Here is a 14451-nt window from a genome sequence, read left to right as displayed (position 1 = left end):
CCGCTGCGGCATGAGCAAAAGGGTATAATGCAGAACGATAGGCTAATGCAACGACCTGCCGGAGCGGATTGGTATGGAGCGGGTAGATTTTATCTGGCCAAATCGGTAAGCTACCTCCAGAAAGGCCGGGGCCACTGTGGAGTTATCATTCGTGTACACCAGCCCCAGGCTGCCGCTGAGGCGCGGCGCGGCGACGCGCGCCCCGAACAGGCCCAAAAAGGTGCTGCCAACGATATAGGTTTCATTTATCAACGACAGACGCCGCAAAACGCGGGTAGCCCCCCCGATTACTAAGGTTGGGATGTCGCTGAACCGCCGGAAGGCATAGCCGTAGCCCAGGCCGGCCGTTAGGTTGTGGTCGGCGGTGCCGTAGGTACCCAGGCCGTACACGGCACCGAAGAGCAGGTCGTAGGCCCGGAACACACCGGCGTGGGCGCCGATATGGAGTTTTTCGCCCACCGGCACAGCAAACTTGCCCGACAGTGACAAGAGCCCAGCCCTGGTAAAGTTATTGCCTACCGGAATGTCAAACTCGGCCCCGATGGAAAGCTTGTCGGAAAGCCCGTGACTGGCGGCCAGCGTCAGCACGCCTACGGCCTGCACCAGGGTTTCGCCGCGGCGCAGGGGGCGGGCCGTAGGGGCCAGAAGCAGGCGGGTGCCATTGCCAACCGGGTCCCAGCCCCGCCGTACCTGATGCGGGGTAAGTCGCTGCATCTGTTTAAGGTCTGTCCGCTGCACGGTGCGCGGCCCCACAATCTGGACGGTGAACTCGAGCGTTGTAAGGCGCTGATCGGTTAGCTCGCCCACGAAGGAAGTACCGTCGCTTAGCTCTACGGCATAAGTAGCCCCAATCTGGTACTGACCGGGCAGGGCCACGCGGGGCGCGGTAAGCTCCTGCCGCCGCTGCTCAATCGTTTGGCGCACTTGCTCAAACTGGGCCGCCGTGAAAAGGCGGGAGCGGGTGGTGCCGTTGAGGAAGGTAGCGTGCAGCGTGATGGTGCTGTCGGAGCTGAGGCTTTGCGTGAAGCGCCCTTCGGCGAAATCGTTAGTGGCAAAGTAAGGAAACAGTCCGAAGTAGCGCTTTTCCTGCTGGTCGATGGTTTCGCCCACCAGCGGACTCACAATAAGCACCCGGGAAGTGGCTTGCTGGGCTTGGGAATAAGCAATAGAAACTACATACGCCCCACTAAGCAGCAGCAGGCGGGAAAGGAATAGCCGAACCATAAAGGAGAGTTAATCTCCTAAAGGTAACCGCATCCGCAAAGGCCCAACAATAAAAAACGGAGGGATGGTGCTTACTGCTTGAAGCGGCCCGTGGAACGGGGGCGGCCCGTGCTGATTTCCTCCTTGGTTTCGCCCTCGGGCACTTCCCGGGTTTCGATGCGCACGGCGTGGGCTTTGGGCTGCACCTTCTGGCCGAAAGCATCGGCAAACTCCTGGGTAAACTCGGCCCCGAAAAAAATGATGAGCGCCGAGTAGTTGACCCAAACCAGCAGCACAATGGCCGAACCGGCCGCCCCGAAGGCGGAGCCTGGATCGGCCTGGGCAATGTAAAAGGCAATCAGGAACTTGCCCAGCACGAAGAGCAGAGCAGTAATAAAGGCGCCAATGCCAACGTCGCGCCAGCGGATGATGGCGTCGGGCAAGAAGCGGTAGATCAGGGCGAAGAGCAGGGACGTAACGCCGAGCGACAGGATAAAGTCGACCAGCCGAATAACCACCACCCCGACTTCGGGAAACCACTGCTGGAGCTTGCCCGTGAAGGCGCTGAGTACGGCGCTAACCACGAAGGAAATGAGCAGCAGCAGGGCCACGCTCAGAATCAGGCCGAAGGAGAGGAGCCGGTCGCGCACAAACTGCCAGACGCCGTTGCGGGGCTTTACTTTCAGATTCCAGATGTCGTTGATGCTTTCCTGCAGGGTGACGAAAAACGTGGTGGCGGCGAAGATCAGCGCCCCGATGCCAATGATGGAGGCCAGGCCGCTTTTCTGCTGCTTGGTGAACTCGGCAATGGAATCCTGCAGAAACTTGGCCGAGTCGGCGCCCAGGAAGCCCCGCATCTGCCCGTAGACCTGGCCCGTCACGGCTTCGGCCCCGTACAGGGAGCTGGCTACCGTAATGACGATGAGCAGCAGGGGCGGCAGCGAGAAAATAGTGTAATATGACAAGGCTGCGGCGTGCCGAAACGAGTTATTGGTCATAAACTCGCTGGCCGTGGTTTTCAGGATGCCAACGATATCAGAGAAGCGGTAGTGTGTGGCCATGGGGCGGAAAGCTGAAAGGATAGTACGGGGTAGTACGGGCTAACGGCAGCGGCGTTTAGTTGAGCTGGCCAAAACCAACCAGGTTGCGTACTGTTGCTAGCTTTGTTGCCCTACCAACCCCTCCATCCTGACCGTCGCTTTATGCCTGTTCTCCGCTTTGCCTCCAGCCTGCTGCCCAGTGTGGCTATAGTCCTAGTTCTGAGTGCCCCCAGTGGCTGTAGCTCCAGCAAGCCGCTGGGTTCCGGAACCGGAGGCGGGTCGGCAAAAGTGGTGGCCTACCCGGCCGCCGAAGGCTTCGACCAGGCCGGCTCCGATGCCCGCGCCCAGGCCTGGGCCGACACGGTGATGCAGCAAATGGGGGGCTACGCGGCCTGGCAGCAGACCCGCCTGCTGGGCTGGGACTTTCTGGACAACTCCTACCAGCTCTGGGACAAGCAGACCGGGGACTTCCGCTGGCAGAAGGACACGCTGGTGGCCGTGTACAACCTCACTACCAAGCAGGGCCGGGCCTACAGCAAGGGGCAGGATATTTCCACCACGGAAAAGGGTCAAAAACTGCTTAATCGGATGTACCCCGTGTGGGTCAACAATTCCTGGTGGCTGCTGATGCCCTTCAAGCTCAAGGATTCGGGCGTCACGCTGACCTACAAGGGCCCGGGCCAGCTGATGGACGGCACACCGGCTGAGGTGCTGAACATGACCTTTAAAAACGTGGGCGTCACGCCCGACAACAAGTACGAGGTCTACATCAGCCCCAAAACCAAGCTGGTAGAAGAGTGGGCGTATTTTCCGAAAGCTACGGATGCCCAGCCGGCCTTCCGCCGCCGCTGGACCGAGTATAAACAATACGGCCCCCTGAAGCTGGCCGCCGACCGCACCGATGGCAAAGACGGCCGCCGCCTGGGGCACATCACGGCTAGCACCACGGTGCCCGCGGGCCTGCTGCAAAACCCGGCCCCCATTGCCCGCCTAGAGTAGTTATTGGGCAAAGTCCCAGCGCAGCGTCAGGATGGGGGCTGTGCGGAGTGCCTCACTAAGCTCGTCGTCATGTTGAAACTGCAGCTGATTGAGCTGGCAGGCTTCCACGCTCACGCTGAACGCCTTGGCCGTGAAAGGCCAGGGCCTAAGGCTCACCGGGCCGTCGGCGGTGGGCTGCGCCACTTCGTAGCGGCGCCCATCGGGCCCCTGGCTGACTTCGAGGTGGCGGCCCATTTCGGGTAGTTCCCCCCGGCACAGAATCAGGCTGAGCCGGTCGCACCACTGCATCAGGTCGTAGGCCTGCTGGGCACTGGCTTTGCTGACTTTCAGCTCTTTGCGCCAGCGCTGCTGCCCGGCGTGCTGCTCGTCCAGAAAGGCATCAATTTCCGGTTTCTGGCCCCGCAGGCTTTCGTAAAGAAAGCTCATGTGCATGCTGGTAAGCAGGCAGCGCCAGCGGCCCTGGAACCGGGCCGCCTTCATCACGCCGGTAGCTTGGGCCAGCGAAAACTCCTTCATGGTGAAGTTGGCCGGGGCTCCTACTGGGGTAAGTCCGTAGTGCCCGTTCCAGTCCTGCTGCTGGTCGTCGTGCTGGGCCGTGGCCGCCAGCAGGCCTACCCACTGGTCGGCGGGCAGGAAGGCGGGCCACTGGTGCAGCAGCTGGGCCGCCAGCAACGCATGCGCTTGTTGGTAGATAATCTGCCAGCCGGCCGGAACGTAATTGACAATCATACACGAAGAGAAGACGGGTTCACCTTCCCAAACGAGCCCGACCGAACTTGGTTAGCCCCGGCCTAGGCTCAAGAAGCGGGCGGGTGGAGTGGCGCTTCGGCAGCTGCCAGGTGGCGAAGCAGCTGATCCGCTAGTTCCGAGGGCAAGCTTATGTCAGCCCCGTCCACGCGGAATATGCCGTCGGTGCGAAACGAGAAGCCCAGCAGCGAAGACGTGGCCGGGGGCGTTACTACAGTGATGTGGGCATACGGAATCCGGATCTGGGCACTGGAGAACAGGGTTTTGCGCAGCACCAGCGCATCGGCAGCGAAACCTATTTCGATGGTGTTTTTGTACGTCCAGAAACCGATTTGGGCGGAAGCCAGCGTCATGGGCTGGTGGCTTTGCGCACTGGCGTAGCGGTGGTGCAGCTCGCCCCAGCCGGGCTGAAACGGATGCACCAGCTTTAATCCACCGCCGGCCCGGATGGCCTGCACCACAACGTACACCAGCCCTAGCTGCAGGCCAAAGACCACTGCTTTCACCAGCCAGCCTCCTAAGGTTGTGTTATCCATCTGCCGGAAAGCTATAATACTACCGGGGCTTTCCAATCCGGTGAATGTGGCGGCCCGCTTGAAAGTGGTTGCTCGAGGGGGGCTGGGTTCGGCAGTTGCGCTGTTGGAGTACCGCTAGGGTGGGCCGACTGCCCGAAACATTTACCTTGCGCAACTTTGGCAGGTAGTTATGCCTTATCCTGATAACCACGCGCTGCGTCGGGGCCGTATCAGGAAGGCCGGTTGCATTTTAGCTGTTTCATATGAATCCACACCTTCAGCAAATTCTCGATAATCCACTGGCGGCGCTGGCCATCGTGGGCAACCTGGTCATTATTGAAAGTCTGCTGTCGGTGGATAATGCGGCGGTGCTGGCTACCATGGTCGGTGATTTGCCCAAGGAGCAGCGGCAGAAAGCCTTGCGCTACGGCATCATCGGGGCCTACGTCTTTCGGGGCCTGTGCATCCTGTTCGCCTCTTTTCTCATCGAGTTTTGGTTTCTCAAGCCCCTGGGCGGCCTGTACCTGGTGTATTTGGCCTACAACCAATTCAAGCCCAAACGCTCGTCCTCGGATGACGACGGCGAGGAAATCGACAAGGACAAAAGCTGGCTCTACAAGCGCACCCTGGGCTTATTCGGCAAGTTCTGGGCTACCGTAGCCCTGATTGAGCTCATGGACCTGGCCTTCAGCATCGACAACGTCTTTGCCGTAGTGGCCTTTACCGACAACCTGATTCTGATTTGTCTGGGCGTATTTATCGGTATTCTGGCCATGCGTCTCGTGGCGCAGGCCTTCGTGCTGCTGATGGCGAAATATCCGTTTCTGGAAACGGCGGCCTTTCTGGTTATCGGGGTGCTGGGCCTGAAGCTGATGCTGTCCTTGTTTGAGCACTACCTGCCTACGCATCCGTTTAGCGTTTTTCTGGGCAGCCACGCCGCCGACGTGGGCCTGACCCTGTTGACCGTAGGCTTTTTCGTGGTGCCCCTCCTCACGTCCTGGCTGTTTAACGTGCCCCGCCACGCCAACATCCCGAAGCTGCCCAAGCGCAAGTCCGATGCCCAGGGCAAGCAGAAGGTAGGGTAAGACGGCGGGCATCCTTCATCCGGCGCCTGCTTGCGAAGGATCTTACTGAGCTGATTGATAAGGTCTATTACACGTAAAAAGCCCTTTACTACTCGCGTGGTAAAGGGCTTTTGTACGTTTGGTGCCAACCATTAATGGGGTAGGCAGTGCCGCTATGCCAAGGCGGCTTCGATACGCTGCTGAAGCTGCTGGGCCCAGTGGGCCGGTAAAATTATTTCGACGCCGGCGGCCTGGAATCGGCCGGGGCTATACTCTGGCTCACTGAAGCGCGTCACCTGAAATTTTTTTCGGAGCCTGTAGTATCCAAATTTCCCGGTACGGAATGCGGACCAGAGACGAGAAGCCAACGGGGTTGCGGATAACGACGTCATCGGTGTCGAACCCAAGTTGAAATCCGCGCAAAGCGCCGATTCGCCCGTCAACATCTTTCATTCGCAGCACGTTGTGTACGCTCTCGTACTGGTCGTGCAGTTTTCCCCAGCCCGGGTGTAATGGATTGGGAACCAGCTGGCCGCCGTTGCGCCGAATCATAGTGCGGGCAATCCAGGAAACCACTCCAATAAAAATAGCCAAAACGGCCAGTTGGGCTAGTCCTTGGAAAAATCCTCCTATGCGCAACAACATCCTCTGGAATAGTTACGCCGGCTGCAGCTGCTGCTTCAGATGCAGCAGCATGTCGTCGGTCATCTTATCCAGGTCAAAGTCGGGCTGCCAGCCCCAGTCCTGGCGGGCGCGGCTGTCGTCGATGCTGGCGGGCCAGGAATCGGCAATCTGCTGGCGGGAGTCGGGCTGGTAAGTGACCTGGAAATCGGGCACGTGGCGCTGGATGCTGGCCGTAATTTCCCGGGGGCTGAAGCTCATGGCGCCCAGGTTGTAGGAGCTGCGAATCTGGATTTGTTCGGCCGGGGCGTGCATCAAATCCAGCGTCGCCTTCAGCGCGTCGGGCATGTACATCATGGGCAGGTAGGTGTCCTCGGCAAGGAAGCACTCGTAGCCCTGGCCGGCCACGGCCTTGTGGTAGATGTCGACGGCGTAGTCGGTGGTGCCGCCGCCGGGCAGGCTCTTGTAGCCGATCAGGCCGGGGTAGCGCAGGCTGCGCACATCCAGGCCGTGCTTCTTGAAGTACCACTCGCACCACTGCTCCCCGGCCAGCTTGCTGATGCCGTACACCGTGTTGGGGTTCATCACGGTGAGCTGGGGCGTATTCTCGCGGGGCGTATCGGGCCCGAACACGGCAATGCTGCTAGGCCAGTACACGCGCTGCACGCCCAGGTCGACGGAGGCGTCGAGCACGTGAAACAGGCCGTCCATGTTCAGCTGCCAGCCAAACGTGGGGTTCTTCTCGGCCGTGGCCGACAGCAGTGCGGCCAGGTGATACACCTGCGTAGGCTTGTACTGGCGCATCACTTCTTCCAGGCGGTTTTTATCCAGCACATCGAGCAGCTCAAACGGCCCGCTTTCCTGCGTGGCAGCATCCTTGGGGGCCCGCACATCGGCCGCCACTACGTTGGAAGCCCCGTAGCGCTGCCGCAGCTCGTGGGTGAGTTCCAGCCCGAGCTGGCCGCCGGCGCCGATGATGAGGATAGTGTCGCTGGGAGTAGATTGCATGTTGACTTAGGGGAAGAGGGTGGGATGGGGGCTACAAAGATACCGCACGGCGCGCTTACTCCACTGCCGTTGGCAGGGTTGAGCTGGTACGTAAGTCGCCTGGGCCGGGATTAACCGGGTAAGTGGCTAGCGGCTAATTTCTTGCTGACCGGTACATGATTTTGCCCTCTTGGCAACCATCGGCGCCCAACCGGGCTCCGCCTCTGTACCACTGCCGGCTTCTTCTCTTCCTTTTTCTTTCCTGACATAGTATGATGCGCCATGTATTCCTCGTAATCGGGGCCTTTCTCCTGGCCCCGGCCGGTTTCGCCCAGCCCAGTTCGACTCGTAGCTACTGCAACCTGGTGATGGAAGGCGGCGGAATTCGGGGCATTGCCTACGGCGGCGCCCTGGCCGAGCTGGACAAGCAGGGCGTGCTGGCCGGTATCCGGCGCGTGGGCGGTACTTCGGCCGGGGCCATTCAGGCGGCCTTGCTGGCGGTGGGCTACTCGCCCGCCGAAATTATTACGATTGTCAACGACATGCCGGTGCAGCGCCTCAACGACGGTCGGCTGATGTTCTTCGGGGGCAGCACCCGCCTGCTCAAGCAGTACGGCTGGTACCGCGGCGACCAGTTTACCCGTTTCATGGGCGAGCTGGTGGCCCGCAAAACCGGCTCGGCCGACCTTACCCTGGGGCAGTTGCACCAGCTGGCGGTTCAGCACAAGGGCCGCGACCTGTATACGACCGGCACCAACCTGACCCGCCAGCAAGTGCAGGTGTTCAGCTACGAAACCCACCCCGACCTGCGCGTGGCCGACGCGGTGCGCATTTCGATGAGTATTCCGCTGTATTTCCGGGCCGTGCTCCTCGATGCCCAGGGCCACGTGGTGCACAAGCCGGCTAAGAATCAGGCCGTGGAAGTGCTGGTCGACGGGGGCCTGCTGGCCAACTACCCCATCGACTTGTTTGACCAGCCCCGCTACCTGCCGGCTTCCCTGGCCGCGGCCAAGCAGCCCGTCGTAAACCCCGAAACCCTGGGTTTGCGCCTCGACCGGCCCGAGCAGATTGCCTACGACACGCTGGCCAGCGGCCGGCAGCAGCTGGCCCCCTACCGTATCAACAGCTTCGGTAGCTACGTGGGAGCTTTGTACAACGTGGCCCTGGAAAACCTGAACCCGGCCCGCCCCGCCGACTGGCCCCGCACAGTGAGCATCAGCACAGCGGGCTTCAACCCCAAGATCAAGCGGATGAGCACGGAGCAAAAGCAGCAGCTCATGGACAGCGGCCGGGCCGGGGTGCAGCAGTTTCTGGCCCGAAGGCTGTAGCGGTAGTATCCGCCAAGTCCTTTATCCTAGCTGTCATCCTGGGCATGCGCAGGACCTTCTCCCGCCTGAACAAACTATGCTACCAATTGTCGTTCTACGGTGGTCAGGACTTTCGCTTTGCGTAGAATGACAGCCGGGAAACGACAGACAAAAGTCCAAACCTCCGAAGTCCGTACTTTTGCCGTATCCCACTCACCACTACCCTACATTCCAACCTCACCATATGTATACCACCCTCCAGCCCGATCTGCAGCAGCAGCTCCAGGAAATCAAAGACAATGGCCTCTTCAAGAAGGAGCGGGTTATTACCTCCGCCCAGGGCGCCGAAATCCGGACCGACGAAGCGGGCGAGGTGCTCAACTTCTGCGCTAACAACTACCTGGGCCTTTCCTCTCACCCTGAGGTGATTAAAGCCGCAAAGGAAGCCATTGACACCCACGGCTACGGCATGTCGTCGGTACGCTTTATCTGCGGTACTCAGGACATTCACAAAGAGCTGGAAGCCAAGCTGGCCGAGTTTCTGGGCACCGAGGACACCATCCTCTACGCCGCCGCCTTCGACGCCAACGGCGGGGTGTTCGAGCCCCTGTTCAACGAGCAGGACGCTATTATCTCCGACGCGCTGAACCACGCCAGCATCATCGACGGGGTGCGCCTGTGCAAGGCCCAGCGCTACCGCTACAACCACAACGACATGGCCGACCTGGAAAAGCAACTCCAGGACGCCACCGCCAAAGGCACCCGCCACCGCATCATCGTCACCGACGGCTCGTTCAGCATGGACGGCACCATTGCCCAGCTTGACAAAATCTGCGACCTGGCCGACAAGTATCAGGCCCTGGTCATGATTGACGAGTGCCACTCCATGGGATTTTTGGGCAAAACCGGCCGCGGCACCCACGAGTACCGCGACGTGCTGGGCCGCGTCGACATCATCACCGGCACGCTGGGCAAAGCCCTAGGCGGGGCCATGGGTGGCTTCACCTCGGGCCGTAAGGAAATCATTGAGATGCTGCGTCAGCGCAGCCGGCCGTACTTGTTCAGCAATACCCTGGCTCCGGCCATCGTGGGCGCCTCGCTGCGGGTGCTGGAGCTGCTGACGGAAAGCACCAAGCTCCGCGACCAGCTCGAAGAAAACACCAAGTACTTCCGCAAGAAAATGACGGAAGCCGGCTTCGATATCAAGCCCGGGGAGCATCCCATCGTGCCCGTCATGCTCTACGATGCCCGCTTGGCCCAGGAGTTTGCTGCCAAGATGCTCGACAAGGGCATTTACGTGGTAGGCTTCTACTTCCCGGTGGTGCCCAAGGGTCAGGCCCGCATCCGGGTGCAGCTCTCGGCCGCCCACACCCGCGCCCACCTCGACAAAGCCATTCAGGCCTTCATCGAAGTTGGTCAGGAGCTGGGCACGCTCAAGGACCGCTCGGCCGCCCGGCCCGAAGCCGGCCAAGTGGTGACGAACACGCCGTAAAGGGAGCCGCCCGAAAGTATCAAATAACGGTTCTTAAAGGGCCGGTTACCTGGGCGGTAACCGGCCCTTTTTTATCTGGTGTGCTGCTCAAGGGGTAGCTTTTAAGGATACGGTGTGCCGGTGCTAGTGCTAGTGATGATTGGTCGGTGCATCCAGCGTAGTCTCCTGCGACGAGGCCGCCGGGCCGGAAGCCACCCCGGAAAACAGCCGGAGCAGCAAGGCCACCAACCCCGTGAGCAGGGCCAGGTACTGCTGGGCCACGCTCAGGGTTTCGCCCTGGGTAGCGGCCAGGAACACGGCCGCCGATGCCAGCAGCAACAGCAGGGGCAGGCTAAGCTTAGCCCACAAGCCTTGCCGCCGCTCTTTGGCTTCAAAGGTCAGGGCCTGCTGCCGGGGTACGGTGGAGAGAATATAGGCCCGAAACCCTTCGCTCATGATGCGCAGCCGGTCGTCGTTGCCGATGATGAGGTAGCCCTTGCGCACCAGCGAGTCGAGCACCGGCCAGTTGTTGGTGTTGATGATGCCATCCTGGGCCAGATCAAACAGCAGGAATTGCTCGTGGGCCGAGAGCTTGCGCCACAGGCTGCGAAAATACAGCATGCCCATGCGCTTGATGGTCAGCGTGACGATATCCCGCTCGATGCAGTAGCCGATTTGCTCCAGATGCTGCAGGTTCGCTTTAATGCTTGGCTCGATGCGGTGAATAAAGTCCAGGTTGTGGCACTCCCGGGTCAAGAAATGCTCGGGCAGCTTAGCCAGGTTCGGGGCCGCCGCACCGGCTGGCTGCGGAACGTGCTGTAGCGGAAGGTGCTGAATCCGGAACTGACTTAACTCATCCAGCAGTTCGTTGCCGGCCCGCCGCAGGGCGTGGTGGTCGTTGTCGTGGCAGTCTTTTTCAAGCGGGTGGCCGCAGTCGACAAAAGCCCGTGGGTGCACCCTTGAGATGACCACTATTCGCAGGTCGGAGTAGTGGTTGAGCCAGCGGAGCAAGGCCGTTTTCTGGGCGGTAATAGCGGGCTGCTCGGTCTGAAATTCAAAATGGTCGACCAGTACTATCCGGGGATGGGGCGCGGGTTTTTCCGGTTCCAGGTGCAGGCGCTGCAAGACGTGGTGGGCGGTTTTGAGCAAACGGGTGCCCTTGGCTTCCTGTGGCAGGTGCAGGGGCTGCAGGGCCTGCGGCCACTTGGTGCTGCTGTCCAACGTCCGGCAGTCAAAGCAGGGATAAGGGCCCGAAAGTCCTAGATAGCTGAGCACCCCGGCACGGGCCGCCCCGGCCGGATTGAAGACATAGTACTGCGGGTCGGTGCCCAGGGGCCAGCCCTGCAGGGCATGGTGGGGAGGCTGGTTCAGCAGCGGTGGCGCAAAGACCTGCCGGATCAGGTGATACAGCAGCCACACCACCAGGGTAAGGGCAGCCAGCGTGAGCAGGGCAGCGGCCCAGGCGTAGTGGGAGCCATGCCACCAGTCGGCGCTGAACAGGGGCTCCGGCAAGCGGGACAGCAGGTATTCGTCGTAGCCATCGGCCGGAATAATCCGACTGTGAACATTCATAAACTGCTCGACCGGCTGCCAGGACCAGCTATTGGCTTTGTTCAGCTTGGGCTGGTTTAGGCGGGGCACGATGTAATCAGGTTCCAGCAGAGTTTCCAGCCGCCCGACGGCGCTGGGGTAAAAGCGGCGCACAAAGTCTTCGGGCTGGAGCGGCGGCGCAGGGGTAGCTGGCCGGATGTGGGTACCAAAGAAAAAATCCAGGTAGGTGTTAACACAGCCTATTTTATAGGAAGGCCGGGCGGCCCGGTCGATACCAGCCGCTGCGTTGGTGGCATTGTTGAGCTGGGCCATCAGGTGCAGGTGGGCGCCGCGTACGTGCAGCAGACGCACCAGCTGGTAGCTGGTTTGGTAGCACACCAGGGCCGGAACGATACCCGCCACTCCCAGCCAGCCGAGCAGCAGAAAGGCATATACCAGGCGGTAGCGGCTATATAAGACCTGCACAACAACCTTGAGTACCGGGTGCAGCCGCGCCACGCCACGCTGCTGCCAGGACGCGGCGGCGGCGGGCTGGGGTTTGGGAAGGGGAGCCAGCGGTCGGACGTGGCGCACAAGCCGCCGTAGGCCTGCCAAGGCAACATAGCCGACGCCGACCAGCCCCTGTACCAGCAGTGCCCAGCGCCACGGATTGTTCCACAGCTCGAGGCTTTCCGGCCCTTGGGCAACGTAGATAACCCCATTCACGAGCACGAGCACGCTGCACACCACGGCCACCTGCCGCACCGGACTGCGGTTCAGGTGTTCCTCCGAGTCGGGGTCGTTTTCCGGTGCCGGGCGCGTGAGCAGTACCCGCGTAACGGGATACAAGGCCAGGGGCAATACCAGCACCAGCAGCAGCCGCACGCTCAGCAACAGGTTGGGCAGAATCAGCAGCACTACGACCAGCACTACCCCCAGCAGCAGGGCCAGGCCCGTATAGAGAGGGGCGCGCTTGCGCCGGGGCCACAGGGCATGAAACCGGTAGCGGGGCAGCACTTCTACCTGGCGCGAGGGACGGATGGCGCGCAAAATTAGGCCGCCCAGGAGCCACACCAGCCACATGCCCGTGAGCAGGGCGGCCCCCAGGGCGTAGGCCTGCGAATGCTGGGCGCGCGACACCCGCAGATCAGCCAGCGTGACCAGCGTAAGACCCAGCGACGACAAGGGGCGCACGTAGAGGCGATGGTCGTGCCCCTGGTAGCGTACCGAGAGCGTGGCCGGCTCATGAGCCAGCAACGCGGCCAGCAGCTTGGGCGAGTCGCAGTCCTCCAGCAGGTTCTCACTCAGGCCCAGCTGCGCGTCCGAATGAAACAGGATTTCTCCCTGCTCATCAATCAGGCAAAAGGCGTAGTCGGGCGGCAGGATGGGCGCCTGGAATGTGCGCAGATGCTGGGTCAGCAGGGTGCAGGTGGTACTATCAGCGGCGGGTTGCACCAAGGCAGCCGTCTTGACGGCCTGCCGGTAAGAAATAATACCATCGAGTGTGAAAGGAAGGGTAGAGTTATAGGGGCGGGGCAGGTGCATCCATTGGCGCCGCCGGGCCATGCGGAAGTATTTTCGGTCCTTGAGCGTATTGCCGTACAGCAGCGGCTTGGTGAGTTGCGGGTCTCGCAGGTAGCGGATGATGTTGCCCTTCTGATCTACCCGAATGATCATGTCTTCCTTTACCAGCGGCCGGGGCAGGGTACTGGGGCTGGCGAGTAGATCATGCGGTGGAAGCCGGTTAACCAGCATCGTGGCTTCCTCGGTGTTCTTGGCGAAGAGGCTGTCGGTGGCCCCCATACTATACTCCCGTCGATAGTAGGCTAAGGTAGTATTTAGCTCGCTCAGCTCCTGGTATAACTTGTTTTGGACCTGCGCACCCAGCTGCTGCAGCTGTTTGTCCAGCTCATCGGTTTCCGGGTAGCGGCGGGTAAGCTCGGCTACCAGGGTGAGCGTAAGCAGGCCACTGCCCAGCAGCAAACTAACTCCGCACTGCACCACGTCGCCGTAGTTCAGCCGCTCGTGCTCATTAAGCAAGCTCACTTTTAGAAAAGGCAGGCTCAGCAACCCCAGCAGCAGGCCTCCAAACAGCAACTCCTGTAACCCGCGCGGCAGGTTGTGCTGCTCGGTGCGAAACTCTTGCTGCGACACGGTTCCCGCCAGGTACCACACCTGAGTCTTATCGGCCCGCAGCCGCAGGGGCAGCATAAACAAGATGCTGGGCTGCCCGTTGATTTCCAACTCCTGCACCTGCCAGTGCGTGGTGTCCTGCTTGCTTTCCAGGAATCTGGTCAGACCAGTGGGCCCGTGCGCATGGTTCGCGTAAATCAACTGCCCGTTGGCGTCGGCCACGTAGAAATTCTGGAAAGCTTCCTGACGCACAAAGGGCTGTACAAACCGGCTGGCCGAAATAATGGTGAAAAGCGACCAGGCCGAGGAATCGGCCGCCAGAAAGCGGTTGGCTTTTGCCTGATCCAGGGTAAGAGGCTTCCAGAGCCGGTGCTGAAAAACCAGATTTTGATCTTCCGGACGGTAGGCAAATGTGGGCCGGGTCGCATCAAACTGCTGGACTCGGTCGAAGCGCAGGTCAGCGCAGAAGGGCAGCAGCCGAAACCAGGCATCCTGAATTGCGTCTACCGTAGCAACCGAAGTCAGAGCCCGCGCCGGGTCGCGCTGGATTTGGTCGATGTCCCGCTTGATATCGAACAGGGTGTCCTTGGGAAAGTTGCGGATGCTGAAGACACTGGCTACTTGCTCACTGATGCGCTGGTGCACCCGAACCCGATCCTGAATATTATGTCCTACGCGGGCTAACACCCGAAAGTAGCGCTGCTCCAGCTCGTGGCGGCGCTGCGGCAGATAAACCAGGGCATAGTAGGCCACGCTGGCCGCCAGCACCAAGCTCAGAATAAGGGTGCCGATGTGATGCTGAAGGGCACCCGATAAGGAAGACAGGAATTTCAT

Annotated in this window: 11 protein-coding genes; 4 read left to right on the top strand and 7 right to left on the bottom strand. The window is 60.8% G+C overall.

Features of this window, described 5'->3' with window-relative positions:
• Positions 1-42: 42 nt before the first annotated feature.
• Positions 43-1224, bottom strand: coding sequence for a hypothetical protein (locus E5K02_RS14180; protein WP_135395571.1), 1182 nt, complete (start codon positions 1222-1224; stop codon positions 43-45).
• 71 nt (positions 1225-1295) lie between these two features.
• On the bottom strand, positions 1296-2264 hold the full coding sequence (locus tag E5K02_RS14175) for a YihY/virulence factor BrkB family protein (protein ID WP_135395570.1): 969 nt from the start codon (positions 2262-2264) through the stop codon (positions 1296-1298).
• 141 nt (positions 2265-2405) lie between these two features.
• Between E5K02_RS14175 and E5K02_RS14170 the strand changes: the two genes are divergently transcribed.
• Positions 2406-3242 carry a hypothetical protein gene (locus E5K02_RS14170; protein ID WP_135395568.1) on the top strand — a complete coding sequence of 279 codons (837 nt, stop codon included), beginning with the start codon at positions 2406-2408 and terminating at the stop codon, positions 3240-3242.
• On the opposite strand, the gene E5K02_RS14165 is transcribed toward E5K02_RS14170, so the two are convergent.
• On the bottom strand, positions 3243-3971 hold the full coding sequence (locus E5K02_RS14165) for a DUF3891 family protein (protein ID WP_135395566.1): 729 nt from the start codon (positions 3969-3971) through the stop codon (positions 3243-3245).
• Positions 3972-4039: 68 nt separating this feature from the next.
• Entirely contained in the window at positions 4040-4525 is a 486-nt protein-coding gene (locus E5K02_RS14160) for a hypothetical protein (RefSeq protein ID WP_135395564.1), read from the bottom strand.
• Positions 4526-4767: 242 nt separating this feature from the next.
• On the opposite strand from E5K02_RS14160, the gene E5K02_RS14155 reads away from it, so the two are divergent.
• Entirely contained in the window at positions 4768-5589 is an 822-nt protein-coding gene (locus E5K02_RS14155; protein ID WP_135395562.1) for a TerC family protein, read from the top strand.
• 258 nt (positions 5590-5847) lie between these two features.
• Here E5K02_RS14155 and E5K02_RS14150 read toward each other — a convergent pair whose 3' ends face one another.
• Complete coding sequence (locus E5K02_RS14150; protein ID WP_135395560.1) at positions 5848-6213, bottom strand: hypothetical protein; 366 nt, start codon at positions 6211-6213, stop codon at positions 5848-5850.
• 12 nt (positions 6214-6225) lie between these two features.
• Positions 6226-7197: an NAD-dependent epimerase/dehydratase family protein gene (locus E5K02_RS14145; protein WP_135395558.1), complete on the bottom strand. Its 972-nt coding sequence runs from the start codon at positions 7195-7197 to the stop codon at positions 6226-6228.
• A gap of 251 nt (positions 7198-7448) precedes the next feature.
• Here E5K02_RS14145 and E5K02_RS14140 point away from each other — a divergent pair, with 251 nt between their 5' ends.
• Positions 7449-8504 carry a patatin-like phospholipase family protein gene (locus E5K02_RS14140; RefSeq protein WP_135395556.1) on the top strand — a complete coding sequence of 352 codons (1056 nt, stop codon included), beginning with the start codon at positions 7449-7451 and terminating at the stop codon, positions 8502-8504.
• 223 nt (positions 8505-8727) lie between these two features.
• A complete protein-coding gene (gene kbl / locus E5K02_RS14135; protein ID WP_135395554.1) occupies positions 8728-9975 on the top strand; it encodes a glycine C-acetyltransferase in 1248 nt (415 codons plus the stop codon).
• A 129-nt stretch (positions 9976-10104) separates the two neighbouring features.
• On the opposite strand, the gene E5K02_RS14130 is transcribed toward kbl, so the two are convergent.
• Entirely contained in the window at positions 10105-14451 is a 4347-nt protein-coding gene (locus tag E5K02_RS14130; RefSeq protein ID WP_135395552.1) for a PDC sensor domain-containing protein, read from the bottom strand.

The organism is Hymenobacter metallicola (assembly GCF_004745645.1).
GTDB classification, from domain to species: Bacteria; Bacteroidota; Bacteroidia; order Cytophagales; family Hymenobacteraceae; genus Hymenobacter; species Hymenobacter metallicola.
This window is presented reverse-complemented; position numbering and strand designations above follow the sequence as displayed.

What these genes read in the sequence shown, in the direction of transcription:
- kbl (WP_135395554.1), top strand. Translation starts at nt 8,728, where the DNA reads ATGTATACCACCCTCCAGCCCGATCTGCAGCAGCAGCTCCAGGAAATC.
- E5K02_RS14165 (WP_135395566.1), bottom strand. Translation starts at nt 3,971, where the DNA reads ATGATTGTCAATTACGTTCCGGCCGGCTGGCAGATTATCTACCAACAA.
- E5K02_RS14175 (WP_135395570.1), bottom strand. Translation starts at nt 2,264, where the DNA reads ATGGCCACACACTACCGCTTCTCTGATATCGTTGGCATCCTGAAAACC.
- E5K02_RS14155 (WP_135395562.1), top strand. Translation starts at nt 4,768, where the DNA reads ATGAATCCACACCTTCAGCAAATTCTCGATAATCCACTGGCGGCGCTG.
- E5K02_RS14180 (WP_135395571.1), bottom strand. Translation starts at nt 1,224, where the DNA reads ATGGTTCGGCTATTCCTTTCCCGCCTGCTGCTGCTTAGTGGGGCGTAT.
- E5K02_RS14170 (WP_135395568.1), top strand. Translation starts at nt 2,406, where the DNA reads ATGCCTGTTCTCCGCTTTGCCTCCAGCCTGCTGCCCAGTGTGGCTATA.
- E5K02_RS14140 (WP_135395556.1), top strand. Translation starts at nt 7,449, where the DNA reads ATGATGCGCCATGTATTCCTCGTAATCGGGGCCTTTCTCCTGGCCCCG.
- E5K02_RS14130 (WP_135395552.1), bottom strand. Translation starts at nt 14,451, where the DNA reads ATGAAATTCCTGTCTTCCTTATCGGGTGCCCTTCAGCATCACATCGGC.
- E5K02_RS14145 (WP_135395558.1), bottom strand. Translation starts at nt 7,197, where the DNA reads ATGCAATCTACTCCCAGCGACACTATCCTCATCATCGGCGCCGGCGGC.
- E5K02_RS14160 (WP_135395564.1), bottom strand. Translation starts at nt 4,525, where the DNA reads ATGGATAACACAACCTTAGGAGGCTGGCTGGTGAAAGCAGTGGTCTTT.
- E5K02_RS14150 (WP_135395560.1), bottom strand. Translation starts at nt 6,213, where the DNA reads ATGTTGTTGCGCATAGGAGGATTTTTCCAAGGACTAGCCCAACTGGCC.